This is a genomic window from Pseudomonas fildesensis (assembly GCF_001050345.1).
In the GTDB taxonomy this organism is placed as follows: Bacteria; Pseudomonadota; Gammaproteobacteria; order Pseudomonadales; family Pseudomonadaceae; genus Aquipseudomonas; species Aquipseudomonas fildesensis.
The window spans coordinates 14,011-38,669 of sequence record NZ_LFMW01000005.1; the positions used below are offsets into that span (position 1 = coordinate 14,011).

Below are 24,659 nucleotides of genomic sequence, written 5' to 3' on the forward strand. Positions count from 1 at the left end.
CTCCCTGTTAAATCATTTGTCTGCTGCGGTTGGCGCCAAAGTATAGGTGCGCAAGCCGCCGGTTCCGCGGCGTCTGACAGCGCGGATAGGGACAGGGTCTGAGTGAAATTTCCTGCTTTGGTGGAGGCTACTGCGCGGTGGTTACTCGCTCCGACCAGTGCGCGGACAATGTCGCACAACGGGACACGAGCATTTCCCGCAACAGGTTGATGGGTTTACTCAACTGCGCGCGGTGGGCGCACAGCAGATTGAGCGGCGTTCGTTCACCGCGCAGCTCCGGCAGGAGCACGCGCAAGCGCCCGGCCAGCACGTCGGTGCTTACATCCAGCCAGGACTTGTAGGCAATGCCCACGCCTGCCACCGCCCAGCGCCGTACCACGTCAGCATCGTCGCTAAAGCGATCGCCGCTCACCGTCAGGCTGACTTCGCGTTTGCCATCGTGAAAGGTCCAGTGGTCATGCACTCGGCTGCCGAGCATGTACAGCAGGCAATTGTGCTGGGCCAGTTGCTCCAGATGCCGGGGCTCGCCATGGCGTGCAAGGTAGCTGGGCGCGGCGCAGAGCACGCGCACATTGTTCGGCGCGATGGGCAGCGCGATCAGGCTGGAGTCCTCGGGCTCGCCATAACGCAGGGCGATGTCCACCGGTTGGCGGAACAGGTCGGCAATGCGATCGCCCAGCAGCAGGCGCACCGTCAGTTGCGGGTATTCACGCTGGAACTCATCGAGCCACGGCAACAGCTGGTTGCGGCCGAAGTCCGAGGGGGCGGAGAGTTGCAGCACACCGCTGACATGGTCCTGGCCACTGGCCAATAAGCGCCGCCCTTCGTCCAATGAACTCAGTGACGCGCGCGCATATTCCAGAAAGCCCTCACCCTCGGCGGTCAGGCGCAGGCTACGGGTGGAGCGCGCCAGCAAGCGCGCGCCGAGTTGCTGCTCGATGCGCTTCAACGCGGCACTCGCCACCGCAGGCGACAAGTCCATGACGCGCGCCGCCGCCGACAGGCTGCCCAGGTCCGCCGCGCGTACAAACAACTGCAAATCATCGAAACGCAGCATCTACCCCACTCATTATCAAAATATTGTTGAAACAGACTGCTGTTTTAGCGGCTTTTATCTTCACGGGAAATAGCCAATCATCTGCCCATCCCGTTCATCACGTGTCAGGAGTTGAATATGTCTGCTGCTTTTAACGTCATCGCCACGCTGATCGCCAAACCCGGCCAACAAGACACCCTCGAACCCCTGCTGCGCGGCCTGCTGGAACCCACCCGCGCCGAAGCCGGTTGCCAGCAGTACGACCTGCATCAGGACCTGCAACACCCCGAGACCTTCTACATGCTCGAGCGCTGGAGCGACGACGCAGCGCTGGCCGACCACGACCAGAGCGAGCACATCCAGAGTTTCCGCGCCAAGGCCGCTGACGTGATCGAACATTTCGAACTCAAGCGAATGAAATTTCTCGCCTGATCACCGCCGTTTTCCGGAGCCCCTATGAAAGCCATTGCCTACTACGCATCACTGCCAATCAACGATCCAAAATCCCTGCAAGACATCGAACTGCCGGAGCCCGTCGCCGGCCCGCGCGACCTGCTGGTGGAAGTCAAAGCCATCTCGGTCAACCCGGTGGACACCAAGGTCCGCCAGAACGTCGCCCCGGAAAACGGTGCGGCCAAGGTGCTGGGTTGGGACGTGGCCGGTGTGGTCAAGGCCGTCGGCAGCGAAGTCACGCTGTTCAAGGCGGGCGACAAGGTGTTCTACGCCGGCTCCCTGGTCCGTCCGGGCGGCAACAGCGAACTGCACACCGTGGATGAGCGCATTGTCGGCCATATGCCCAAGAGCCTGGGTTTTGCCGATGCCGCCGCCTTGCCGCTGACCGCCATCACCGCCTGGGAACTGCTGTTCGAGCGCCTGCAAGTGCGTGAGAGTAAAGAAGACCAAGGCCAGAGCTTGCTGATCGTCGGCGCCGCCGGTGGCGTGGGCTCGATCCTGACCCAACTCGCCAGCCAGCTCACCGCGCTGAAAGTGATCGGCACCGCCTCGCGCCCGGAAACCCAAGCATGGGCCAAGGCCTTGGGCGCCGACTTGGTGATCGACCACAGCCAACCGCTGAGTGAAGCGCTGAAAACCGCCGGCCACGCGCAAGTGACCCACGTCGCGAGCCTGACCCAGACCGAGCATCACCTGGACCAACTGGTGGAAGCGCTGCAGCCCCAAGGCAAGCTGGCGCTGATCGACGACCCGAAAGCGCTGGACGTGAGCAAACTCAAACGCAAGAGCCTGTCGCTGCACTGGGAGTTCATGTACACGCGCTCGATGTTCGAGACGCCGGACATGATCGAACAGCACAACCTGCTCAACCGCGTGGCCGAGCTGATCGATGCCGGCACCCTGAAAACCACGGTGGGCGAGCACTTCGGTGTGATCAACGCAGAAAACCTGCGCCGCGCCCACACGCTGCTGGAGAGCGGTAAAGCCAAGGGCAAGATCGTGCTGGAAGGGTTCTGAGAAAAGGTCTGTCAGTGTCGTCTGTTATTCCTGTGAGCAATGGACGACACCGCTAGTCAGAGAGTTGATCCTTGTCATATTTGTGAGCGTATTCGGGTTTATATTGGCCGCCTTTGCCACGATTTTTTTACGTGAGGAAGTCAGCAATGAAGATCCTGATAAAAGCGTTAGCAAAATCCCCAGGCAACAAATGGCAGGTCAGTCTCGACGGCGACGCGTTCACCTTCCGCAGTGAGGCCGAGGCCCGAGCTTTTGCCAACACCCTGCAAGCCCGCATCCAGGCGCCCCACCGCTTTCCGCTCGGCCAGCAACGCTCCGCCGCTGGCTGACTCGTACTTCAGGCCAGCGCCTGCAAGGCCCTCGCCTTTTGCAGGCGCTGGGTCCACATCGCAATCGTCACCGCCAATACACCGCACAAGCTGATGACCATCGCCATCGGCATCGCCGTGCCATCGTGCAACACGCCGACCAGCGACGCGGCGCCCGCCGCCACACCAAACTGAATGCAACCGAGCAACGCTGAAGCACTGCCGGCCCGTGCGCCCTGCCCGCTCATGGCGCAGGCCGACGTGTTGGGCAAAATGCAGCCCAGGCTGGCGATGCAGATAAACAGCGGCACCAGCAACGGCCACAAGGCTTCGGTGCGCAACGCGGCGATGCCCAGCAACGTCAACGCCGCCACAACGTAGACCCATACCGTGCGCGACAACAAAAACACCGGCCCGCGCTTGGCCAGCAACCGCGCGTTGAGCTGTGCCACCAGGATAAAGCCGGCGGCGTTTGACCCGAACAGCCAACCGTAATACTCGGCGGGTACGCCGTACAGTTTGATAAACACAAACGGTGACCCGGCGATGTAGGCAAACATGCCGGCAATCGAGATACCGCCGGTCAAGGCGTAACCGAGGTAAACCCGGTCTGACAACAGCGAGCCATAGCGGCGCAGCGACCCGGACAACGGCTGGCGCGGTTGATGGGCCGGAAAGGTCTCCGGCAACCCCACCGCCACCGCAATGGCCGCCATCACACTGAACACGGTCAGCGCGATGAAGATCGACTGCCAGCCCCACAACCCGACCATCACCCCACCGGCCAGCGGCGCGAGGATCGGCGCCAGGCCGGTCACCAGCATCAGTTGGGAAAATACCTTGGCAGAGCCCACGGCATCACATTTGTCGCTGACCACCGCGCGGGAAATCACCATGCCCGCGCAACCGCCGAGGGCCTGTACAAAACGTGCGCCGATCAGCCATTCGAGTGACGGCGCATACGCGCAGGCGAAGGACGCCAGGGTAAACAGGATGACGCCGCTGAGCAGCGGCACACGGCGGCCAAAGCGGTCGGCCAGCGGGCCGTAGATCAATTGGCCGATGGCCAGGCCGGTGAAGTACACCGCCAGGGTCAGCTGGATATGTTTTTCATCGGTGGCGAACGCGATGGCCATCGCGGGGAAGCCCGGCAGGTAGAAATCAATCGCCAGCGGCGCGAAGGCGCTCAAGGCGCCCAAAATAAGGATTATACGGAGGTTCATCGGGCACCCAAGTGAGTCGGCAGCCCGACAGTCTAGCCGCGCTTGGGTGCGTTGAACACGATAGCTCGCTAACTATTTTAATGCGTCAGGCAAGCTTGACGGCGTAGCCTTCTGCGCTGATCAGGCGGATCACCTCCTCCGACGACAGCTTGCTTTCAACGCCGACTTCCTTCGCTGCCAGGTCCACCCGCACGCTGGCCGCCGGGTCCTGGCTCTGCAACGCTTGGGTCACCGCCTTAACGCAATGGCCGCAGGTCATTCCTTCAACCGTAAATACTTGCATGACATGACTCCTTTAGTGAGGGTGGATGCAGTGTCGACCTTGCCATGATGGCAAGGTCAAGTTCTGAAAACATCGGCCGGGCTGGTATTCAGACGCGCCCTCGGCCAAGCTGCATCCATCAACGATTTGAATTTCGGAGAATTCGCCATGCGCTGGTCGTTTTTTGGCCTTGTCGGCCTGATGAGCTTGTCTGCCGCTGCGCCCATGGCCAGTGCCGCAGAGGACTATGCGGTGCTGATCATTTCCCGCGAACGCCTGGAAGTGCCGACCAATTGCGAAATCGGCCTGTACATCCAGGACCAGTTGGCCGGGCGCCTGTTTCAGGAACAGTCGACCTCGTTCAACCTGCCCGCTGGCAATGTTTCACTACGCCTTAAGCTGCTGCCGGGCCAATCGCCAGGTTGCCTGCCAGGCCTGCTGGCGCCACCCGCGCAGAACATCACGTTGAAGGTCGGTGACGTACGCAAGTTACGTATCGCCCAAGGGCCTGAGGGCATGTACCTCAAACCCGCCGCCCTCGAATACTGAATACCTCCCCTGGGGATCTTTCCCACGCGCAGCAACGAAATGCTTCATGGGACGCTCCAGCCGGCACAAGGCTCTAATTCGGCGCAACGGTGACGCAGAGCGTCACAGGATGTATTCCCACGCAGAGCGTAGGAACAATCGCTTGACCTTCCCCACAGGTCAAGGTTGATCCTTGGGGCAACTTCTCCTGGAGGACTGCCCCATGAATGGAACCACCACGTTTGACCTGCCCATCGGCGGCATGACCTGCGCCAGCTGTGCCGGGCGGGTCGAGCGCGCGCTGGGCAAAGTGCCTGGAGTGCAAAGCGTCAGCGTCAACCTGGCCAACGAGCGCGCCCATATCGAAGTGCTGGGCCCGATGGAGCCTGCTGTACTGATCGCCGCTGTCGACAAGGCTGGCTATACCGCGACCCTGCCACAAACCGAAACCAAGACCGACGCCGATCAGGCGCAGCGCCTGCATCGCGAACGCTGGTCTCTGCTGTTCGCCATCCTGCTGGCATTGCCCTTGGTACTGCCGATGCTGGTGGAACCCTTCGGTGTGCACTGGATGCTCCCGGCCTGGGTGCAGTTCGCCCTGGCCACGCCGGTGCAATTCATCCTGGGTGCGCGCTTCTATATAGCCGCGTGGAAAGCCGTGCGGGCAGGCGCCGGCAATATGGATTTGCTGGTGGCCATCGGCACCAGCGCCGGTTACGGCTTGAGCATCTATGAATGGCTTACCGCCCCCGCCGGCACCATGCCGCACCTGTATTTCGAAGCCTCGGCGGTAGTCATCGCGCTGATCCTGCTCGGTAAATACCTGGAAAGCCGCGCCAAACGCCAGACCGCCAGCGCCATTCGCGCACTGGAAGCCTTGCGCCCTGAACGCGCGATTCGCTTGCAGGACGGCCGCGAAGAAGACGTCGCCATCAGCGCGCTCGTGCTCAATGACTTGGTGCTGGTCAAACCCGGCGAACGCTTCCCGGTCGACGGCGAAGTGGTGGAAGGCCAAAGCCACGCCGACGAGGCGTTGATCAGCGGCGAAAGCCTGCCGGTGCCGAAACAGCCGGGCGATAAAGTCACCGGCGGCGCCATCAACGGCGAAGGCCGCCTGCTGGTGCGCACCCTGGCCCTCGGCGCCGAAAGCGTGCTGGCGCGAATCATCCGCCTGGTGGAAGACGCCCAGGCGGCCAAGGCTCCGATCCAGAAGCTGGTGGACAAAGTCAGCCAGGTCTTTGTGCCTGCCGTGCTCGTGATTGCACTCGCCACACTGGTGGGCTGGTGGCTGTACGGCGCGCCCCTGGAAACCGCGCTGATCAACGCTGTCGCCGTGCTGGTGATCGCCTGCCCTTGCGCCCTGGGCCTGGCCACGCCGACTGCGATCATGGCCGGCACCGGTGTCGCCGCGCGCCACGGGATTCTGATCAAGGACGCCGAAGCGCTGGAACGCGCCCATGAAGTGAGCGCGGTGGTCTTCGACAAGACCGGCACACTCACCTCCGGCACGCCGAAAATCGCCCATCTGGCGGCGGTGGACGGCAACGAGTCCCTGCTGCTGCAACAGGCCGGCGCCCTGCAACGCGGCAGCGAACACCCGTTGGCCAAGGCGGTGCTGGATGCCTGCAGCGAGCAACATCTGGACGTGGCCGATGTGAGCGCCAGCCAATCGCTGACCGGGCGCGGCATTGCCGGGACCCTCGACGGCCGGCAACTGGCGCTGGGCAACCGTCGCCTGCTGGAAGAAAGCGGCTTGAGCGCAGGCGACCTGGCCGGCTCCGCCAAAGACTGGGAGGCCGAAGGCCGCACCTTGTCCTGGCTGATTGAACAAGGCCCGCAACCGCGCGTGCTGGGGCTGTTTGCCTTCGGCGACACGCTCAAGCCGGGCGCCCTGGAAGCGGTGACGCAACTCAAGGCACGCCACATCAGCAGCCATCTGCTCACGGGCGACAACCGCGGCAGCGCCCGGGTGGTCGCCGAAGCGCTGGGCATCGACGATGTACACGCCGAGGTCTTGCCCGCCGATAAGGCCGCCACCGTCGCCGAACTGAAAAAAACCGGCGTGGTGGCGATGGTCGGCGACGGCATCAACGACGCCCCGGCCCTGGCCGCTGCCGATATCGGCATCGCCATGGGCGGCGGCACCGACGTGGCCATGCACGCCGCCGGTATCACCCTGATGCGCGGCGATCCACGCCTGGTACCCGCCGCGCTGGAGATCAGCCGCAAGACCTACGCAAAAATCCGCCAGAACCTGTTCTGGGCCTTTGTGTATAACTTGATCGGCATTCCCCTGGCGGCGTTCGGCCTGCTCAACCCGGTGTTGGCTGGCGCGGCAATGGCGCTGTCCAGCGTCAGCGTGGTGAGCAATGCGCTACTGTTGAAAACCTGGAAACCCAAGGATTTGGAGGATCGACAACCATGAACATCGGCCAAGCCGCCCGCCAAAGTGGCCTGAGCGCAAAGATGATTCGTTACTACGAATCCATCAACCTGCTGAAAGCCGCCCACCGCACCGACAGCGGCTACCGCGTGTACGGCGCCGACGACTTGCACACGCTTGCGTTTATCAAGCGCTCTCGGGACTTGGGGTTTTCATTGGAAGAGGTCGGCAAGCTGCTGACCCTGTGGCAAGACCGGCAACGAGCCAGCGCCGACGTGAAAGCCCTGGCGCGCCAGCATATCGACGAGTTGAATCAGAAGATTCTGGAGTTGGGCCAGCTGCGCGATACGTTGCAGGACCTGGTGGAGCACTGCCAGGGCGATCATCGGCCGGATTGTCCGATTCTCAAGGAGCTGGCGTCGGGAAACTGCTGCACCTGAGCATGATCGTTCCCACGCTCTGCGTGGGAATGCCTCACTGGACGCTCTGCGTCCGCTCTTGGGACGCAGAGCGTCCCTGGCTGCATTACCACGCAGAGCGTGGGAACGATCATTGCTGCGCGTGGGGACGATCAGAAAATCCGGCCTGGGCCGGATTTTTCGTTAGCGGCTCACTGCATCCAGGGCGGCGGCGGTTCTTCGGCCGTCTTGGTCGCCGGCGCATCATCCGCCGCGCGAATCGCCTGGCGACGCTCGTCATCCAGCCGCGCCGCTTCGATCTCGCGGATCACACCGTCCACATCGGCCAGCTCTTCCGGCTCGTCGAACTCGCCGGTCAGTATGCTGGCCGGGTGCAAGGTACCGGCTTCGTACAGCGCCCACATTTCCTTGGCGTACTTGGTGGTCTTCAACTCCGGGGCAAAACGCCCGAAGTAGGAGGCCATGTTGCCCACATCCCGCTCCAGCATGCTGAATGCGTGATTGTTGCCCGCTGCATCCACCGCCTGGGGCAGGTCGATGATCACCGGGCCCGTCGGCGTGAGCAGTACGTTGAACTCGGACAGGTCACCGTGCACCAGGCCGGTACACAGCATCAGCACGATCTGGGAAATCAGGAAGGCGTGGTATTCGCGCGCCTGGTCCGGCTCCAGCGTCACGTCGTTCAGACGCGGTGCTGCATCGCCGTACTCGTCGGCCACCAGTTCCATCAACAGCACGCCTTCAAGGAAGTCGTAGGGCTTGGGCACACGAACGCCCGCGCCGGCCAGACGAAACAGCGCCGCCACTTCGGCGTTCTGCCAGGCATCTTCGGTTTCTTTCTTGCCGAATTTGGAGCCCTTGGCCATGGCCCGGGCCTGCCGGCTGTTGCGGACCTTTCGGCCTTCCTGGTACTCGGACGCCTGACGAAAACTTCGTTTATTTGCCTCCTTGTAAACCTTGGCGCAACGCAATTCGTTGCCGCAGCGCACCACATACACAGCTGCTTCTTTACCACTCATGAGTGGGCGCAGCACTTCGTCGACCAGACCGTCTTCGATCAGGGGTTCAATGCGTTTAGGAGTCTTCATCAGCTTTTATTGTGGGTCCTGTATTACCAAACACGCGTGTGGCACTCGTTATACGGCAATCGGCTCGCCGGTGGGAGGGGCTACCGACCTCTGACCCCTTCAGAATGCATCCAATAGGCCAATTTAATGCGTAATCAACGTTCGATGATCGCCGTCACGCCCTGCCCGCCGGCGGCGCAGATTGAAATCAGCCCGCGCCCCTTGCCCGCCGCGTCCAGCAACTTGGCCAGATTGGCGACGATACGCCCGCCGGTGGCGGCAAACGGGTGCCCGGCCGCCAGGGAACTGCCCTTGACGTTAAGTCGGCTGCGGTCGATCGAGCCCAGCGGCGCGTCCAGCCCGAGGCGCGTCTTGCAGTAGTCCGCATCCTCCCAGGCCTTCAGCGTGCACAACACCTGGGCAGCGAATGCTTCGTGGATCTCGTAGTAATCAAAGTCCTGCAATGTCAGACCATTCCTCGCCAATAGGCGTGGCACGGCGTAAACCGGCGCCATCAGCAGGCCTTCGGCCCCGTTGACGAAGTCCACAGCGGCCGCTTCGCCATCGCGCAGGTATGCCAGGATCGGCAAACCACGCTCCTGGGCCCAGGCCTCGCTACCGAGCAGTACCAACGACGCACCATCGGTGAGCGGCGTGGAGTTGCCGGCAGTGAGAGTGCCTTTTTCGCTACGTTCGAAGGCCGGCTTGAGCGCGGCGAGTTTTTCCAGGGTCAGGTCGGGCCGCAGGTTGTTGTCGCGGGTGAGGCCCAGAAACGGCGTGAGCAAGTCGTTGTGCCAGCCTTCGGCATAGGCGGCGGCCATTTTCTGATGACTTTCCAGGGCAAGCTGGTCTTGCTCGGCGCGAGGGATCTGCCAGGTCTGCGCCATCAATTCGCAGTGCTGGCCCATGGACAGGCCGGTGCGCGGTTCGCCGTTGCGCGGCAGCTCCGGCTTGAGGTGATGCGGACGAAGTTGTAACAGGACTTTTAATTTATCCGCCATGGATTTGCTGCGGTTGGCTTGCAGCAGGATGTTGCGCAGCCCTTCATTCACGCCGATCGGCGCGTCGGAGGTGGTGTCCACTCCGCCGGCAATCGCGCATTCAATCTGGCCCAGGGCAATTTTGTTGGCCACCAGCAACGCCGCTTCCAGCCCGGTGCCGCAGGCCTGCTGGATGTCGTAGGCCGGGGTTTGCGGCGACAGGCGCGAGCCCAGCACGCATTCGCGGGTCAGGTTGAAGTCGCGGGAATGCTTGAGCACCGCACCGGCAGCCACCTCGCCGATGCGCAGGCCGTGCAGGTTGTAGCGTTCGATCAAGCCCTCCAGGGCGGCGGTCAGCATCGCCTGGTTGCTCGCCGTGGCGTACGGGCCATTGGAACGGGCGAAAGGAATGCGGTTACCGCCAATGATCGCTACACGGCGCAATTGAGTCATGAAAAGCTCCCTGTCTGTTGTGGGGTGAGTCTCTCAGACTAGCCTAGGCTCAATCGAACGACTGCCACCCCAAGATGGTCAACCCTTTGAACCCCAGCCTTCGGAGAGCGTTCCATGTCTGACCGTTATATCGACTTCGCCAACTCAAGCCTCGGCCATCGCCTGGTCGCCGCCATTGGCCTGCCGTCACCGGTACGCCTGGAACGCTGGCAAGCCGGGCGCTTGCGTCCGGTCGAAGGTGCACTGCTGATTGGCGGCGGCCCGCTGGCCGCGAAAATCCTGCCCTTCGGCAACAAGCTGACCGACGCCATTTACAGCTACGGCCCCGAGCCGCTGGCCGCGCCTGCCTGGATTCCAGGACATGGCCCAAAACTCAAGGCGGTGGTGTTCGACGCCAGTGACTTGCAGCACACCGACCAGCTCAAACAACTGCGTGAGTTCTTCCAGCCACTGCTGAAAAACCTCGACCACAGCGCGCACCTGGTCATCCTCGGGCGCGCGCCGGAAGGTCTCAGCGACCCATTTGCCGCCAGCGCACAGCGGGCCCTGGAAGGGTTCAGCCGTTCCCTGGCCAAAGAACTGCGCAGCGGCGGCGTGTTGCAATTGCTGTATGTCGGCGACGGTGCCGAGGACCAGTTGGAGGGCGCGCTGCGGTTCTTCCTCTCGCCCAAAAGCGCCTACATCTGCGGCCAGGTGGTTCGGCTGGAGGCCTGCGCAACGCCGGTCGAAGACTGGACGCGCCCTCTGGCCGGGCGTAAAGCGCTGGTCACCGGTGCCGCCCGCGGCATTGGCGCATCCATCGCCGAAACCCTGGCACGCGACGGCGCCGAAGTGATTCTGCTCGACGTGCCACAGGCCAAGGCCGATCTCGAAGCCCTGGCCGCGCGCCTGAGTGCGCGCACCGTCGTGCTGGATATCTGCGCCGAAGACGCCGCCAGCCAGTTGATCGAGCACCTGCCGGAGGGCCTCGACATCCTGGTGCACAACGCCGGTATCACGCGCGATAAAACCCTCGCCAACATGACCCCGGAATACTGGGACGCCGTACTGGCCGTCAATCTCAACGCCCCGCAAGTGCTGACCAAAGCACTGCTCGACAGCGGCACCCTGCACGACAACGCCCGCATAGTGCTGCTGGCCTCCATCAGTGGAATTGCCGGCAACCGCGGGCAAACCAACTATGCCGCGAGCAAGGCGGGGCTGATCGGCCTGGCCCAGGCGTGGGCGCCGCTGTTGAAGGAGCGCGGGATCAGTATCAACGCGGTGGCCCCCGGTTTTATCGAAACCCAGATGACCGCACATATTCCGTTCGCCCTGCGTGAGGCCGGGCGGCGCATGAGTTCGCTGGGCCAGGGCGGCTTGCCGCAAGACGTTGCCGAAGCCGTGGCCTGGCTCGGTCAGCCGGGCTCCGGTGCGGTCAGCGGCCAGGCACTTCGGGTGTGTGGGCAAAGTCTTTTGGGAGCGTAAGCATGGAATGGCAGACGTTGGGCAGCACCCCGTTTCTACTGCCGCTGTACTGGCGCGCGGCGCTCAAGCGCAAGATCACCGGCAGCACGTTGCCCGAGTTGGGGTTGCGTTGCCGGGTGAGCGTCAATCCTCAGGACGTGGCAGCGTATCGCAAGGTGTGCGGGTTTACCGACAGCCCGATCTTGCCGGCGACCTACCCGCATATCCTCGCGTTCGGTTTGCAGATGCAACTGCTCACCGACAAGCGCTTTCCGTTCCCACTGTTGGGGCTTGTGCACTTGAGCAACCGTATCCGCATCCACCGGCCGTTGGGTGCTGTGAGTGATCTGAACATCGCCGTGCACGCGCAAAACCTCAAGCCCCACGCCAAGGGGGCAACCTTTAACGTGGTGACCACCGTTGAAGATTCCCTCGGCCTGCTGTGGGAAGCCGAAAGCCGCATGCTCTGCCGTGGTGTGAAGCTTGATGGGGAAGCGGCGGATAACGGGTTGCCCATTCCCACTCAAGTCAGCGAACTGACGCGCTGGAAAGCCCCCGCCGATATCGGCCGACGCTATGCCCGGGTGTCCGGCGATTACAACCCGATCCACTTGAGCGCGCTGACCGCCAAATTGTTCGGATTCCCCCAGGCCATCGCCCACGGCCTGTGGAACAAGGCACGGACCCTCGCCGCCCTGGGCGAGCACCTGCCCGCTGCCAATATCGAAATACACGTTGAGTTCAAGAAGCCGGTACGCCTGCCCAGCGAGGTTACTTTGCATACCAGCGCCGCCGGTTCAAGTGGCGAATTACTCTTGAAAGGCACGGGCGACCTTGAACACATGGCAGGCAAGTGGCAGCCAATTGCGTGATTTACGCTGATTAATTGTATATATACACCTTAAGTTATAGCGGACTTTATTAAGTCCGCTTTTTTATTCAATCCATTGATTTAACTCATCTATATATCCTGATACACCCCACCCTTTATACCTTTGGTATTAGTCGTTAAGCGCTTCCAATGCACCTGTATATAAATCGTTAATACCAAGTTGAGCGTTGCGTGAAAGAGTCGCCAAGCCTGTTATAGCCCCACGGACAAACAGATCGCTATCCAAAGAAATAGCAGCTGTTTGAAGACAACCAAGGTTGTATCAGGTGCAAGGAACTCAATCATGAAAACTCAAGTAGTGTTTTGGAAAGCAAGTACCGCGCTGGCCCTTATTCTGGCAATGAGCCTCGGCGGTTGCAGCAGCGGTGGTGGCGGGCATAAATCCAGCGTGGCGTCGTCCTCGCCGGATGCGGCGGCGGGTGGCGGCACTGGCGGTGGCACTGGTGGCGGTACCGGCGGTGGCACTGGCGGCGGCACAGGTGGCGGAACCGGCGGTGGTACTGGCGGTGGCACAGGTGGCGGAACCGGCGGTGGTACTGGCGGTGGCACAGGTGGCGGAACCGGCGGTGGCACTGGCGGTGGCACCGGTTCGACAACGCCCCCTCTGGTCACTGGCCAGATTGCCGGCACGCTCGGCGGCATTGTCGGTAACGTAGGTGCTGCAGTCGGTGATCTTGGCGACACGTTGACCAACGTTCCCGTCGTTGGCGTCACCGCTGGCGGCCTGGTCACCGCGACCGGCAATGCCGTGACCAGCATCGGCACCGGCGTCACCGCCGGCCTGGGCTCCCTGGGCACTAACAGCAATTCCCTGGGCATCACCGTCGCTGGCGTCGGTAACGGCGTTGCCGACCTGGGCACCGTCGTCTCGAACACCGGCAAATCCCTGACAACTACCCTCGGCGGGATTCCCGTGGTCGGCGGCCTGACCGGCGGTGTCGGCGGTGCAGCAGGCGGCCTGGTGGACAAGGTCGGCCAAGCCGTGACCATGCTCGGCGATACCATCAGCGTGTCCAGCACCACCGGGCCGCTGGGTTCACTCACCGGCACAGTCGGTGGCAAAGTGCTGGTGCCTGTGGTGTCCCTGGTGGAAAACACCACCGGCAACCTCGGCAAGGCAACCGGCCTGGGCAGCCCGGTCAATGGCCTGCTGGATAAAGTCGGCTCCACCGTCACCGGTTTGGGCGGCCAGGTCGCCAGTGCCGGCGGCACAGGCAACCCGGTCACCAACATCGTGGGCGGTGCGCTGACCAGCGTCGGCGGCGTGCTCGACAAATCCGGCGGCTATGTCGCTCCAGCCAGTGGCGCGGCCACCCCCGGCCTGCCTGAATTGGTCGGTGGCCTGGTCGCCAACGTCGGCAGCGGTCTGAATGCGGGCAACACCAATGGCACCGTGAGTGCAGCCGGAGTAACCGGCGGCGCACTGGGCGGCACCGTGGCCTCCCTCGGCACCCTGATCGGCGGCAATGGCGTTGCCAACACCGCAGCCACCGCACCTGTCGCAGGCTTGGCCACTAACGTCGGCGCAGCGCTGAACCCTGTGACCTCCGGTGTTGCCAGCCTGACGCAAAACATCGGCACCACCACCGGTATCGGCGCACCGGTCAACGGCCTGGTGACTCAAGTCGGCGGCGCGGTCAGCAGCCTGGGCACCAACCTCACCGCAGCCAATGCCAACCCGATCACCAATGCCCTGGGCAGTACGGTTAACACAGTCGGCGCAACAGTGGGCTCGGTCGGTGGACTGGTCACCGGCGGCACCGGCACCAGCGGTGGCCTGCTCGGCGGCTTGAACGTAGGGGCCAGCGGCAGCGCAAGCACCAGCACCAGCGGCCTGGGCGGTTTATTGAACGGCCTGACCGGCAAAAAATAGAATTGCACCTGGCCGATTAGACGGCCTCCCCTACAGCGCCTACGCTTGGTTGAGACGAGAGATTCCGATGAGTCTCTCGTCTTTTTTATGGGCCGCAGTTTTTGTTAAAAGCCGGGCCTTCCCGAACCGAGTCCCAGAACTCGACGGGCCCAAAACGCTGCTGCAGTTTTGACCATGGAGTGTCCTATGCGCGTGTTGACACCGTTGTTATTGCTTACCCTCAGTGCTTACGTCCAGGCAGAGACCCTTCCCAGTTTTCTCAACAGCAACGACACCATTCGCAACTTGCCGGTCCCCAACCTCCCCGCCGACGCTTATCGACCGGTCACGCCGCAAACCCAGGTGCCCGAAGCACCGCCCACAGCGGGCCAGCCGCTGTTGATGGACACCAAAGTCACCATCCGCAAACTGCAGATCGAGGGCGGCACGATCTACCCACTGCAGGAGACGGCAAAAGTCTTCGAACCCTTGATTGGCCGTGAGACCACCCTGGCGCAACTGATCGAGGCCACGCGTGGCATTACCCGACGCTACCAACAGGACGGCTACCTGTTGTCCTACGCCTTCTTGCCCGACCAGCGCTTCGAAAATGGCCTGGTGCGCGTGGTACTGGTCGAGGGCTATATCAAGGATTACCAGCAAAGTGGCGATATCGGCGCGGTCTCGGCCTACGTCGACAAACTGGCCAATAAGCTGCTGGCCGAACGCCCGCTGACCCGCAAGACCTTCGAGCGCTATACCACGCTGATGGGACGTATCCCGGGCGTCACCCTGCAGGCGCAAGTGCCGCCGCCGGGTACCACCGATGGCGGCACGCACATGCAGATCCAGGCAAGCCGCAAGCCCTTCACCAGCAGCATGAGCATGACCGACGACAGCCGGGGCGGCCTGCAGGCGTTGCTCACTGGCACCAGCAACTCCCAGACGTCGATGGGCGAGCAGCTCAGCGTCAGCGGCCTGTTCCCGCCCGGCGAGGATAAGGAGCACTACTATCGCGTGGGCTACAGCCAATTCATCAACGCCGAGGGTAGCCAACTCACGCTCAACGCCGAACGTTATCGCGCCGATCCCAACAACAACCTGCAGTTGGACGGCGGCTTCGAACTCAAGCCGCACCAGGCCATCGACCGCTACTCCGTCGGCCTCAGCCACCCGCTGATTGCGTCACCCAACGAGTCGCTGACCCTGGGCGCGCGCCTGTACGCGGTGGACCAAAACACGCGCTATCAACTGGTGGGCTACCCGCAGCGTTTCGACATCGAAACCAACCTGCGCGCCCTGGCGTTCGAGGGCGATTGGCGTAAGTCGGACACGCGGCAATTGCGCATTCTCAGCGCCGGCCTGTATCAGGGCATCAACGGCCTGGGCGCCAAGACCCACAGTGATTTCGAGGGGCTCAAACCCGACCTGGACTTCTTCCGCCTGCGCCTCTCCGGCGTGCAAAGCGACAAGTTCTTCGACAACTGGCAAGGCGTGCTGTCGGGGGCGTTTTATTGGAGCAACGACACCCTGCCCGACAGCGAACGCGCCACCTTCGGCGGGCAAAACTTCGGTCGCGGCTATCCCGACGACCAAGGCTCCGGGGACAAGGGTTGGGGCGTGGCCTATGAGGTCAACTACAGCTATAACCGCGCCGGCGATTGGGTGAGGATCCTGCAACCCTATATCGTGTTCGACCGCGCCAAGACCTGGTTCAATGCGCTGCCGGTCAAGAGCAATGACATGTCATCGGCGGCCGTAGGCCTGCGCTTTGGTGACAACAAGTACTACAACATCGCATTGGAAGCGGCCAAGCCAATGTCGGACATTGCGCTGGACAGCTTCAATCGGCGGCCGCGTTACACCTTAAGTTTCAGTTATCAACTCTGATGAGAGCGGCAAGTAGCGGCTCAGCGCTTCAACTTGCCGCTTAAAGCTTGAAGCTTATAGCTGCTTTTTGCGGAAAAAGGCTGTCCAACGTATCGATCAACCGCACCAGGTAGATCGGTTTGCGAAACAGGTCCAGCACCTGCAGGCGCAGCATGTCGCTGACGTCATCCATCTCGGCATGGCCAGACATCACGATCACTGGCAAGTGTTGGCGTGAGGTGTGTTCGCGCAGGCGCTTGATCAAGGAAATACCGCTTTCCTCGGGCATGCGCAGGTCGGTGATGACCAGGGCGATATCGGGGTTCAGGGTGAGTTCCTGCAGGGCGAAGGTTACGGAGGTGGCGGTGAAACAGACGAACCCCTCGTTTTCGAGGGATTCGGCCAGTTCAATCAGCGCGTCTTCTTCGTCGTCCACTAACAGGATTTGTTGCCGGGAGGGCGTAGGGGCGCTCATTAAATTACCTTGTTTGCATCAATAACCAATGGTTGGCGCCCACACGTTTAAACCAAAAGGGTTCAAGTTCCGATTGCGGCCCCGACCCGCGCAAAGAAATTAGTAATACTGGTTCCCAAGCCCGTGCCCGCAGCAAGAATAACCAGCGCAACAATAGCCACAAGAATAACGTACTCAATTGCAGTCGCTCCCTCCCTGCGACGCACAAACAATTGAAGTTGTATGTAGAGCTTCATCACCAGAGTAAGGAACATAGGACTTCTCCTTTAGCGCACCATGCGGCGCGGGCATCACAGGCTTACGCAGTAATTGCGGTGTGCCACTAGAGCATTGTCAACAAACGTCACCCTCACAACTGTAAGAACGAATTAATCATAAAGTATTAGTTGCAAAGCTGACGCCATAAACCCGCATTCTCCAAGCCCATTTGGATCGTTCGGATAAATTTTCCACAGGGTAATGGCATTTTGTCCTAGCTGAACTACCTTCACATAGCGAAATAGTTAGATGTTCATAGCCGCCAGGTTGCGAATTAACCCGTTTGGAACAGCGGGTGCAGTGCAACGGAAAAAGGAGAGCCGTAATGAACAGTCGTTTCAGCATGATGCTGGCCGGGGTGCTGCTGGTGGGTGCATTGATCGCCGGTTACTGGGGGCTGGTGTTGACCCGCCCGGCAGCGCCCGTGGCAGCACCTACTGAACCTGTGGTGTCAGTTGAAAAAACCGTGGCCGCCGTTGAGGACCAGACACGTAAACCCGTCGTGGTCCTGGTGCACGATGTACCGCCCTTCACGCCTCTCGTTGCTGCCGACCTGGTCCTGGAAAACCTGCTTACCGTGCCCGCTGGCAGCTTGACCAGCCTCGACCAGGCCATCGGCCGCATGCCACTGCGCAGCCTGGGCGCCGGCGCCTGGCTTAATGAAGAAAGCTTCTCCGCCGGCGGCCCCCTCGCCCGCATGATTCGCCCGGACGAACGCGCCCTGGCCGTCGCCATTGACGAGGTCATCGGTGCCGGAGGCCAGTTGAGCCCCGGCGATTACGTCGATGTATTGCTGTTTCTGCGCCAGGACGCGAGCAACGTCGAGCCATCGGCACAAATCATCATTCCTGCCCTGCGCTTGCTCAGCGTTGGCGACCAACTGGGCCTGGCAAACGACGGCAAACCTGCCGTACCGCCCCCCGCCACCACCGAAGAAAAAGCTCAGGCCGCGCAACGCCGGGCTGGCGCACGCACCGTGGTGCTGGCCGTGCCCGAGCCGATGTTGAGCCGGCTGATGCTCGCGTCTCAGGCCGGCGCCTTGCGCCTGGCCGTGCGCAGCGCCGACGAAAAACTGCTCAGCCGCTACTGGGCCGGCGAAAGCGACGCACCAGACAAGCTGGCGGCGACCAACCGCGACCTCTATCAATTCACTCAGCTGGCCTTGGCGGGCCCGCCAAAAAGAATCGTACAAGCCGGCGCGGAACCCGGTGTGCGCCGCGGCGTTGAAGTGATACGTGGCGCCCAAGCGACCCAACAAACCCCCTGATTGAGCAAGGATGTCTTGAATGAGCCATCGCTACGCCCCCCTGTTCACGCACATCGCCTGCGCCGTCATGCTTTCGGGCGTGCCGGCCGGCATGGCCCTGGCCGCGCCGGGCAACTGCAGCACCCTGGGCCAGTTGCCGGCGGTGGTTGAAGTCGGTGAAGGCCTGCAACAAGAACTGCAATCCCCGGTGACCATTACCCGTTTAGCCATTGGCGATCCGAAAATTGCCGACGTGCGCGTCAACGGCGACCGCAGCTTTTTGCTGACCGGCGTCGGCACGGGCGCGACCAGCCTGATGGTGTGGACCGGCTGCTCGGCCACGCCGCGCCAGAGCATGGTGTTCGTCAAGGGCAAGGCCACCTCGGCACTGACCAGCCTGTCACTGTCGCCCTCGGACGACCCGACGCTACCCAGCCAAGTGCAAACCGACATTCGGTTTGTCGAAGTCAGTCGCACCAAGCTCAAGGAAGCCAGCACGCAGATTCTTGGCGCCGGTAAAAACTTCCTGTTCGGCAGCCCCAATTTAGTCTTCCCGACGCCGACGACCCCCGCCCTGAATATCAGCAGCACCAACTTCAATATCGGTTTCGGCGGCGGCCGGGTCTCGGCCATGATCAACGCCCTGGAAAGCAGCGGCTTCGCCTACACCCTGGCACGCCCAAGCCTGGTTGCCATGAGCGGCCAGAGCGCGACCTTCCTGGCCGGCGGTGAAGTGCCGATCCCGGTACCCAGCGCCGGCAGCGACACCATCTCCATCGAATACAAGGAATTCGGCATCCGCCTGACCCTGACCCCCACCGTGGTCGACCGCAACCGCATCACCCTCAAGGTCGCGCCGGAAGTCAGCGAGCTGGACTACAGCAACGCCGTGCAGATCCAGGGCATCCAGGTACCCGCCCTCACCGTGCGCCGCACCGACACCAGCGTATCCCTGGCCGATGGCGAAAGCTTTGTGATCAGCGGCCTGATCAGCACCAACAACCGCTCGACCATCAGCAAGTTTCCGGGCCTGGGGGACATCCCGATCCTCGGCGCGTTCTTTCGCGACTCCAACATCAGCCGCGAAGAAAAAGAGCTGCTGATGATTGTCACGCCGCACTTGGTTCAACCCTTGGCCGCCAACGCGCAACTGCCCTCTTTGCCCGGCGAAAAACTGCGCAGCTACGACCCCAACTGGTACCGCCTGTTCTTTCTTGAAAACGGCAACTTCGACCGTCGCAGTGGACTTTCCCAATGAGCGATAGCCTGAATCAGACCTTCCTCGCCATCACCCGCAACAACACCGACCTGGAATGGCTGCAGGGCGCACTGGCGCCCCTTGGCCAAGTGGTCAGCGCGGGCACCGGCACCCTGGATGAACTGCTGGCCCTGGTCGACGTGACCTTCGCCAGCCTGGTGTTTGTCGGCCTCGACCGCGAACACGTGGTGGCCCAGAGCGCGCTGATCGAAGGCGCGCTGGAAGCCAAGCCGATGCTCGCCATCGTCGCCCTGGGTGACGGCATGGACAACCAGCTCGTACTCAACGCCATGCGCGCCGGCGCCCGGGATTTTGTCGCCTATGGCTCGCGCTCAAGCGAAGTGGCCGGGCTGGTGCGACGCCTGAGTAAATGCTTGCCACCCACCGCACCCAATGCGCACCTCGGCGGCCTGACCGTGCTCTACGGCACCCAGGGCAACGCCGACGGAGCGCTGGTGGCCAGCCACCTGGCGATGGTGGTGCAAAAGAGTGGCCAGCAAACCCTGCTGCTCGACCTGGGCTTGCCGTGCGGCGACAGCCTGGCGCTGCTGGGGCTGGAAAGTACCTTCAATTTCGGCGATGCCCTGCGGCATCTGCGGCGCCTCGATACCACGCTGATCAACAGCGCCTTTGCCAGCGCTGAAGATGGCTTGCGCATCCTCGCCTATGCCGCCAGCAATGAGCCGCTGGAGCACACCAGCGCCGCCGAGCTGTACATGCTCCTCAGCGCCTTGCGCCAGCACTTCCAGCACATTGTGGTGAACCTCACCGGGCAAGCCGACAGCGAAGCCCTGCGCACCTTTGTCAGCCATTGCGACAAGCTGTTGTGGTGCACCGACCAGAACGTCATCGACTGCCGGCGCAACCTCGCCGTGCTGAACCTGTGGCGCGAAAAAGGTATGAAGCTCGACCACGCGCGACTGCTGGTGGACCGCTACATCAAAGGTGCTGCGCCCGATACCGAAGCCCTGGAAAAAAGCTTCGGCCTGGAGTGCATCGCCATCCTCCCCCTGAGCCCCGAAGTGCGCCTTAACGCCAAAAACCAGGGGCAAAGCCTGTTTACCGTTGCCTCGCGCGAACCCCTGACCCAAGCCCTGCGCACCCTTGGCGAACGCCTGGCCAAACGCTCCGAGGGCCTGGAAAAACCCTCGACCCGCTGGTTCGAACGCTTGCTGGGGTCGGGTAGATGAACGGCGAAAAGCTCTTCGGCAGCCCCGCTAGCGGCGGCGGCAATAACGACCATGACGGCCTGAAACTGGTGCTGCACCGTTACATCATCGATGCCATCGAAGAGTCCGGCACCAACCTGCTGGAAGGCTCGCGCCAAGTCCTCGCGCAATTTGTCATCGACAAGGTTTCCGAGTACATCACCCGCCTTCGCCTGGCGATTTCCCGCTATGAAATGGAGCGTCTGGCCGAAGAGATCGTCGATGAACTCACAGGCTTTGGCCCGTTGGAAGTGCTGCTGCGCGACCCGTCGGTGACCGAAATCCTGGTTAACGGCCCGCACCGGGTGTTTATCGAACGCGATGGTTTGCTGCATCAAAGCGACCTGCGTTTTATCGACGCCCACCACGTGGAGCGGGTGATGCAACGCATCCTCGCGCCACTGGGCCGGCGCCTCGATGAATCCTCGCCGATGGTGGATGCGCGGCTGCCCGATGGTAGCCGGGTCAACGCGATCATCCCGCCGATTGCCCTGGACGGCCCGTGCCTGTCGATCCGGAAGTTTCGCAAGGACATGCTCAAAAGCAGCGACCTGGTGGCGATGCAGACCATCGACCAGAACATCCTCGAGTTCTTCCAGGAGGCGGTGGGCAAGCGCTGCAACATCCTCATCAGCGGCGGTACCGGCACCGGGAAGACCACGCTGCTCAATATCCTCAGCCAATTGATCAACCCCCACGAACGCCTGGTGACCATCGAAGACGTCGCCGAGTTGCAACTGGGCCACCCGCACGTGGTGCGCCTGGAAACCCGCCCGCCGAATGCCGAGGGGCATGGTGAGGTCAAGGCCAGCGACCTGATCCGCAACGCCCTGCGGATGCGCCCCGACCGCATCATCCTCGGCGAAATTCGCGGCGTGGAAGTGCTCGATGTGATGACCGCCATGAACACCGGCCACGACGGTTCCATGAGTACCGTGCACGCCAACAACGCGCAGGACGCGCTGCTGCGCCTGGAAACCCTGGTGGGCCTGACCGGCCGCGTGGTAGCGGAAAAAACCCTGCGGCAAATGATCTGTGCGGCGCTGGATGTGGTGATCCAGTTGACCCGCCTGCCCGATGGCCGCCGCTGCGTGAGCGAGGTGGTGGAAGTGGTCGGCGTGCGCGATGACATCTACGTCACCAACACGCTGTTCCGCCTCGACCGGCGTACCGGTTTCGGCTTCCAGCGCGAGGCGCTCAACCCCGCGGGCGACAAACTGCGCCGCGAGTCGGCGTTGCCACTGTAACCAGGGAGGCGTGATGACAGGACCTGTTCTGCTGCTTCTCGGCGTCATCCTGGCGAGCCTGTCATTCCGGCTGTTCAGGTACAGCCTAAGCAAGACAAAAACCGACCGCGTGCTGGACCGCCTGGGCGAAGGGCAGCCGGTGGCAGCGGAAACCGCCAGTGGCTGGACGGCACTGGAGCGCATGTTCATGCGCGCCGGGCTGGGCAAGCCGACGGATCGCCTGGGGCTGTGGCTGACCGCCTGGGTGCTGGGTGCGCTGCTGGGGCTGGTGGTGGCCGACTGGCTGGGCTTGCTCGCCATGGTCGTGCTGCCGCCCTTGCTGTTGCGGCTGTACATCGCATGGCGCTATCAACGCCGCGTCCAGCGAATGATCGAGCAACTGCCGCAATTGCTCGACCACACCGTGCGCAGCCTCAAGTCCGGCCGCACCCTGGCGGATGCGGTACTGGGCAGTATCGAGACCGCCGAAGACCCGCTCAAGGCGGCGATGGGCCGGGTCGTGCGCAACGTGCAAATGGGCGTCAGCCTGCCGGATTCGGCGCATGACTTTGCCGAACTCTACGAGAAGGACGAGTTCCGCCTGTTTGCCCTCGGCCTGAAGGTCAACCACCGCTATGGCGGCAACGCCAGCGAGTTGCTGGAGAACCTGATCAAAGTCATTCGCGAGCGGGAGCAGGGTATTCGCCAACTCAAGGCCATGACCGGCGAAACACGGGTGACCGCCTACGTCCTGGCGGGTATGCCGGTGGCGCTGGTGGGGTATTTCATGACCATTAACCCCGGCTACCTCATGACCATGTGGAACGACGGCCCCGGCCGGACCCTGTTGTATCTCGCCGTCACCCTGCAGGTGCTCGGCTGCGTGGCGATGTGGCGCATGCTGAGGAGCCTTTGAGATGGCCTTGTTGATCAGTTTCCTGCTGTTTCTTGGCGCACTTGGGCTGGTCGCCAACCATCTGCTGGTACAGCGGCGCCGCGAGCGATTGGTAACCGAACGGTTGCAAGGGCATACGGTGCGTGGCGACCGATGGGCGGACTGGCTGCGCCGGCTGGGTTCCAGCCCCCTTGCGCAACACTCGATCAGCCTGGACCACGAAACCCAGTCGCTGCTCAACCGCGTCGGGTGGCGCAAAGCCAATCAGCGCGCGATGTTCGCCGCGTTCCAAGTGAGTGTGCCGCTGCTACTGATGGGGCTGGTGACGGTGTTTCAGCCGCTGCTTTTTCCCAATGTTCAATCTGCATGGATCGCACCGTTGGTGGCCTTGGGCATCGGTTATCTGATGCCCAAACGTATCCTCGCCAGCCTGGCCAAACGGCGCCAGGCACGCATTGCCAGAGAGGTGTCGACCTTCATTCCGCTGCTGCGCATTCTCTTTGAATCCGGTATGGCGGTTGAGCAGTCCTTGCGCATCCTGAGTACCGAGGCACAACGCCTGCTGCCCGCCTTGACCCATGAACTGCGCCTGGTGCTGAGCCGGGTCGACTCCGGCCTGGAACTGGGCGACGAACTGAGTAAAACCGCCAGGCTGTTAGCGGTGGATGAGTTCACCGACACCTGCGTCATTCTCCAGCAATTGCTTTCCCAGGGCGGTGGCGCAATGAAATCACTGTTGGCGCTCAAGCAATTGCTCGACGACCGACGCCTGACCCGCTTGCAGGAATACATCTCCAAGATGGCCGCCAAGATGTCCGTAGTGATGATGGTGTTCCTGTTTCCTGCCCTGCTGATCGTCCTCGGGGGGCCGGCGTTTATCGCGATCGGCCGCGCCCTGAGCAACCTCTAAGGAAAGCCCCATGAAAGCACTGATTGCCACGTTGACCCTGATGATGCTGGGCGGCTGTGCCACCAACGGCCAGGCGCCGTGGTCGAACTTGCTGGCGCCGGGCAGTTGCCCCAAGCCGAGCTCGGAGCAGGAATTGGCGCTGAACCTGGCCGATGACATGGCCAACGAGGGCAAGCTGCACGCCAGCCTGGCCAACCTGCAAAGCCTGCCCGACAACCTGCCCCAGGTACGCCAGCGCAAAGCCCGGGCCTATCGATTGCTGGGGCGCAACGAAGCCGAGCCGTTGTACCGCAGCCTGCTGGGCACCTGCCTGGCCGCCGACGGTGAACACGGCCTTGGCCAACTGGCCTCGGCCAAGGGTGACAACGGCCAGGCCTTGGCCCACCTGCAACGGGCGGCCCGACTGGCGCCCACTGACGAAAAGATCCGCAACGACCTGGGGGTGGTGTACCTCGACCAACTGCGCCTGGAAGACGCGCGCTTTGAATTCATGACCGCCATCGAGCTCAAGCAAACCGATCAACTGGCGGCGGTCAATCTGGTGACGCTGCTGATTTACCAGGACAACTGGAAACAGGCGGCCCAAGTGGTCAGCCAACTCGGACTGAGCCCGGAACAGGTCACAGAAGCACAGGCACGGGCACAAAAGCTCAAGTCTTCAACCCCGGTACGCCCCTCCAAAGACCAAGTAGCAGCCGTCAGCGATGCGCTGCCGGCCGTGAAATAAGGAGCTGATGATGAAATTCCATTATCTCGCCAGCCTGGCGATGTTGCCCTTGATGGCTCATGCCATCGAGCCGGGCCCCTCATCGCCTCAACAGGCTGAAACTGAAAACTGGCTGGCCTTGCAACAGAGCGGTCGCGTCGCCTCCAGCACGCCGCAGAAGACCACCCCGGCGGAACGCGAACAGGCGCTGCAACGGTTGCTGGACAGCAACAAGCATCCGATTCCGGAGTTTTTTGATCAGAAGGTTGGGGGGAATACGAAGTAAGCC

25 protein-coding genes are annotated in these 24,659 nt (G+C 62.3%); 18 read left to right on the forward strand and 7 right to left on the reverse strand.

Features of this window, described 5'->3' with window-relative positions; translation table 11 throughout:
- Positions 1–127: 127 nt before the first annotated feature.
- On the reverse strand, positions 128–1,057 hold the full coding sequence (locus tag ACR52_RS08645) for a LysR family transcriptional regulator (RefSeq protein WP_048723029.1): 930 nt from the start codon (positions 1,055–1,057) through the stop codon (positions 128–130).
- A 117-nt stretch (positions 1,058–1,174) separates the two neighbouring features.
- Here ACR52_RS08645 and ACR52_RS08650 point away from each other — a divergent pair, with 117 nt between their 5' ends.
- The 3 genes from ACR52_RS08650 to ACR52_RS08660 all read left to right on the forward strand — a co-directional run bounded on the left by ACR52_RS08650 (position 1,175) and on the right by ACR52_RS08660 (position 2,835).
- A complete protein-coding gene (locus ACR52_RS08650; RefSeq protein ID WP_048723030.1) occupies positions 1,175–1,468 on the forward strand; it encodes a putative quinol monooxygenase in 294 nt (97 codons plus the stop codon).
- A 24-nt stretch (positions 1,469–1,492) separates the two neighbouring features.
- Positions 1,493–2,506: a zinc-binding alcohol dehydrogenase family protein gene (locus tag ACR52_RS08655; RefSeq protein ID WP_048723032.1), complete on the forward strand. Its 1,014-nt coding sequence runs from the start codon at positions 1,493–1,495 to the stop codon at positions 2,504–2,506.
- Positions 2,507–2,652: 146 nt separating this feature from the next.
- A complete protein-coding gene (locus ACR52_RS08660; protein ID WP_048723034.1) occupies positions 2,653–2,835 on the forward strand; it encodes a hypothetical protein in 183 nt (60 codons plus the stop codon).
- A gap of 8 nt (positions 2,836–2,843) precedes the next feature.
- Here ACR52_RS08660 and ACR52_RS08665 read toward each other — a convergent pair whose 3' ends face one another.
- On the reverse strand, positions 2,844–4,037 hold the full coding sequence (locus ACR52_RS08665) for a multidrug effflux MFS transporter (RefSeq protein WP_048723036.1): 1,194 nt from the start codon (positions 4,035–4,037) through the stop codon (positions 2,844–2,846).
- Between the two features lie 85 nt (positions 4,038–4,122).
- Positions 4,123–4,320: a heavy-metal-associated domain-containing protein gene (locus ACR52_RS08670; protein ID WP_048723037.1), complete on the reverse strand. Its 198-nt coding sequence runs from the start codon at positions 4,318–4,320 to the stop codon at positions 4,123–4,125.
- A 147-nt stretch (positions 4,321–4,467) separates the two neighbouring features.
- Here ACR52_RS08670 and ACR52_RS08675 point away from each other — a divergent pair, with 147 nt between their 5' ends.
- The 3 genes from ACR52_RS08675 to cueR all read left to right on the forward strand — a co-directional run bounded on the left by ACR52_RS08675 (position 4,468) and on the right by cueR (position 7,650).
- Positions 4,468–4,848 carry a hypothetical protein gene (locus ACR52_RS08675; protein ID WP_048723039.1) on the forward strand — a complete coding sequence of 127 codons (381 nt, stop codon included), beginning with the start codon at positions 4,468–4,470 and terminating at the stop codon, positions 4,846–4,848.
- A 202-nt stretch (positions 4,849–5,050) separates the two neighbouring features.
- Positions 5,051–7,252 (forward strand): heavy metal translocating P-type ATPase, encoded by a 2,202-nt coding sequence (locus ACR52_RS08680; protein WP_048723042.1) that lies wholly within the window; start codon positions 5,051–5,053, stop codon positions 7,250–7,252.
- Entirely contained in the window at positions 7,249–7,650 is a 402-nt protein-coding gene (gene cueR / locus ACR52_RS08685) for a Cu(I)-responsive transcriptional regulator (protein WP_048723044.1), read from the forward strand. Before ACR52_RS08680 ends, cueR begins: the two co-directional genes overlap by 4 nt.
- 170 nt (positions 7,651–7,820) lie before the next feature.
- Here the strand turns inward: cueR and ACR52_RS08690 are convergent, their stop codons facing one another.
- Positions 7,821–8,717 (reverse strand): PA4780 family RIO1-like protein kinase, encoded by an 897-nt coding sequence (locus ACR52_RS08690; protein WP_048723046.1) that lies wholly within the window; start codon positions 8,715–8,717, stop codon positions 7,821–7,823.
- 134 nt (positions 8,718–8,851) lie between these two features.
- On the reverse strand, positions 8,852–10,129 hold the full coding sequence (locus ACR52_RS08695) for an acetyl-CoA C-acetyltransferase (RefSeq protein WP_048723048.1): 1,278 nt from the start codon (positions 10,127–10,129) through the stop codon (positions 8,852–8,854).
- A 114-nt stretch (positions 10,130–10,243) separates the two neighbouring features.
- On the opposite strand from ACR52_RS08695, the gene ACR52_RS08700 reads away from it, so the two are divergent.
- The 4 genes from ACR52_RS08700 to ACR52_RS08715 all read left to right on the forward strand — a co-directional run bounded on the left by ACR52_RS08700 (position 10,244) and on the right by ACR52_RS08715 (position 16,209).
- Positions 10,244–11,596 (forward strand): 3-oxoacyl-ACP reductase, encoded by a 1,353-nt coding sequence (locus ACR52_RS08700; protein WP_048723049.1) that lies wholly within the window; start codon positions 10,244–10,246, stop codon positions 11,594–11,596.
- A 2-nt stretch (positions 11,597–11,598) separates the two neighbouring features.
- A complete protein-coding gene (locus ACR52_RS08705; protein WP_048723050.1) occupies positions 11,599–12,447 on the forward strand; it encodes a MaoC family dehydratase in 849 nt (282 codons plus the stop codon).
- Between the two features lie 303 nt (positions 12,448–12,750).
- Entirely contained in the window at positions 12,751–14,340 is a 1,590-nt protein-coding gene (locus ACR52_RS08710) for a collagen-like triple helix repeat-containing protein (protein ID WP_048723051.1), read from the forward strand.
- 186 nt (positions 14,341–14,526) lie between these two features.
- Positions 14,527–16,209 (forward strand): ShlB/FhaC/HecB family hemolysin secretion/activation protein, encoded by a 1,683-nt coding sequence (locus tag ACR52_RS08715; RefSeq protein ID WP_048723053.1) that lies wholly within the window; start codon positions 14,527–14,529, stop codon positions 16,207–16,209.
- A 40-nt stretch (positions 16,210–16,249) separates the two neighbouring features.
- On the opposite strand, the gene ACR52_RS08720 is transcribed toward ACR52_RS08715, so the two are convergent.
- Together ACR52_RS08720 and ACR52_RS08725 are read right to left on the reverse strand one after the other, a co-directional pair.
- Positions 16,250–16,663: a response regulator gene (locus ACR52_RS08720; protein WP_048723055.1), complete on the reverse strand. Its 414-nt coding sequence runs from the start codon at positions 16,661–16,663 to the stop codon at positions 16,250–16,252.
- A gap of 62 nt (positions 16,664–16,725) precedes the next feature.
- Entirely contained in the window at positions 16,726–16,917 is a 192-nt protein-coding gene (locus ACR52_RS08725) for a Flp family type IVb pilin (RefSeq protein WP_048723056.1), read from the reverse strand.
- A gap of 329 nt (positions 16,918–17,246) precedes the next feature.
- On the opposite strand from ACR52_RS08725, the gene cpaB reads away from it, so the two are divergent.
- From cpaB to ACR52_RS08765, 8 genes are read left to right on the forward strand one after another with little or no spacing between them, the layout of a single operon-like run.
- Positions 17,247–18,188, forward strand: a complete 942-nt coding sequence (gene cpaB / locus ACR52_RS08730) for a Flp pilus assembly protein CpaB (RefSeq protein ID WP_048723058.1) — start codon at positions 17,247–17,249, stop codon at positions 18,186–18,188.
- A 19-nt stretch (positions 18,189–18,207) separates the two neighbouring features.
- The gene (locus ACR52_RS08735; protein WP_048723060.1) at positions 18,208–19,425 is read left to right on the forward strand and encodes a type II and III secretion system protein family protein; all 1,218 of its coding nucleotides are present in this window, start codon (positions 18,208–18,210) and stop codon (positions 19,423–19,425) included.
- Entirely contained in the window at positions 19,422–20,615 is a 1,194-nt protein-coding gene (locus ACR52_RS08740) for an AAA family ATPase (RefSeq protein ID WP_048723062.1), read from the forward strand. Before ACR52_RS08735 ends, ACR52_RS08740 begins: the two co-directional genes overlap by 4 nt.
- On the forward strand, positions 20,612–21,880 hold the full coding sequence (locus ACR52_RS08745; protein ID WP_048723063.1) for a CpaF family protein: 1,269 nt from the start codon (positions 20,612–20,614) through the stop codon (positions 21,878–21,880). Before ACR52_RS08740 ends, ACR52_RS08745 begins: the two co-directional genes overlap by 4 nt.
- Positions 21,881–21,893: 13 nt before the next feature.
- Positions 21,894–22,775 (forward strand): type II secretion system F family protein, encoded by an 882-nt coding sequence (locus ACR52_RS08750; protein WP_048723065.1) that lies wholly within the window; start codon positions 21,894–21,896, stop codon positions 22,773–22,775.
- A 1-nt stretch (position 22,776) separates the two neighbouring features.
- On the forward strand, positions 22,777–23,664 hold the full coding sequence (locus tag ACR52_RS08755) for a type II secretion system F family protein (protein WP_048723066.1): 888 nt from the start codon (positions 22,777–22,779) through the stop codon (positions 23,662–23,664).
- Positions 23,665–23,674: 10 nt separating this feature from the next.
- Positions 23,675–24,391, forward strand: a complete 717-nt coding sequence (locus ACR52_RS08760) for a tetratricopeptide repeat protein (RefSeq protein ID WP_048723068.1) — start codon at positions 23,675–23,677, stop codon at positions 24,389–24,391.
- Positions 24,392–24,401: 10 nt separating this feature from the next.
- Positions 24,402–24,656: a DUF3613 domain-containing protein gene (locus ACR52_RS08765; protein WP_048723069.1), complete on the forward strand. Its 255-nt coding sequence runs from the start codon at positions 24,402–24,404 to the stop codon at positions 24,654–24,656.
- The last annotated feature ends 3 nt before the right edge of the window (positions 24,657–24,659 follow it).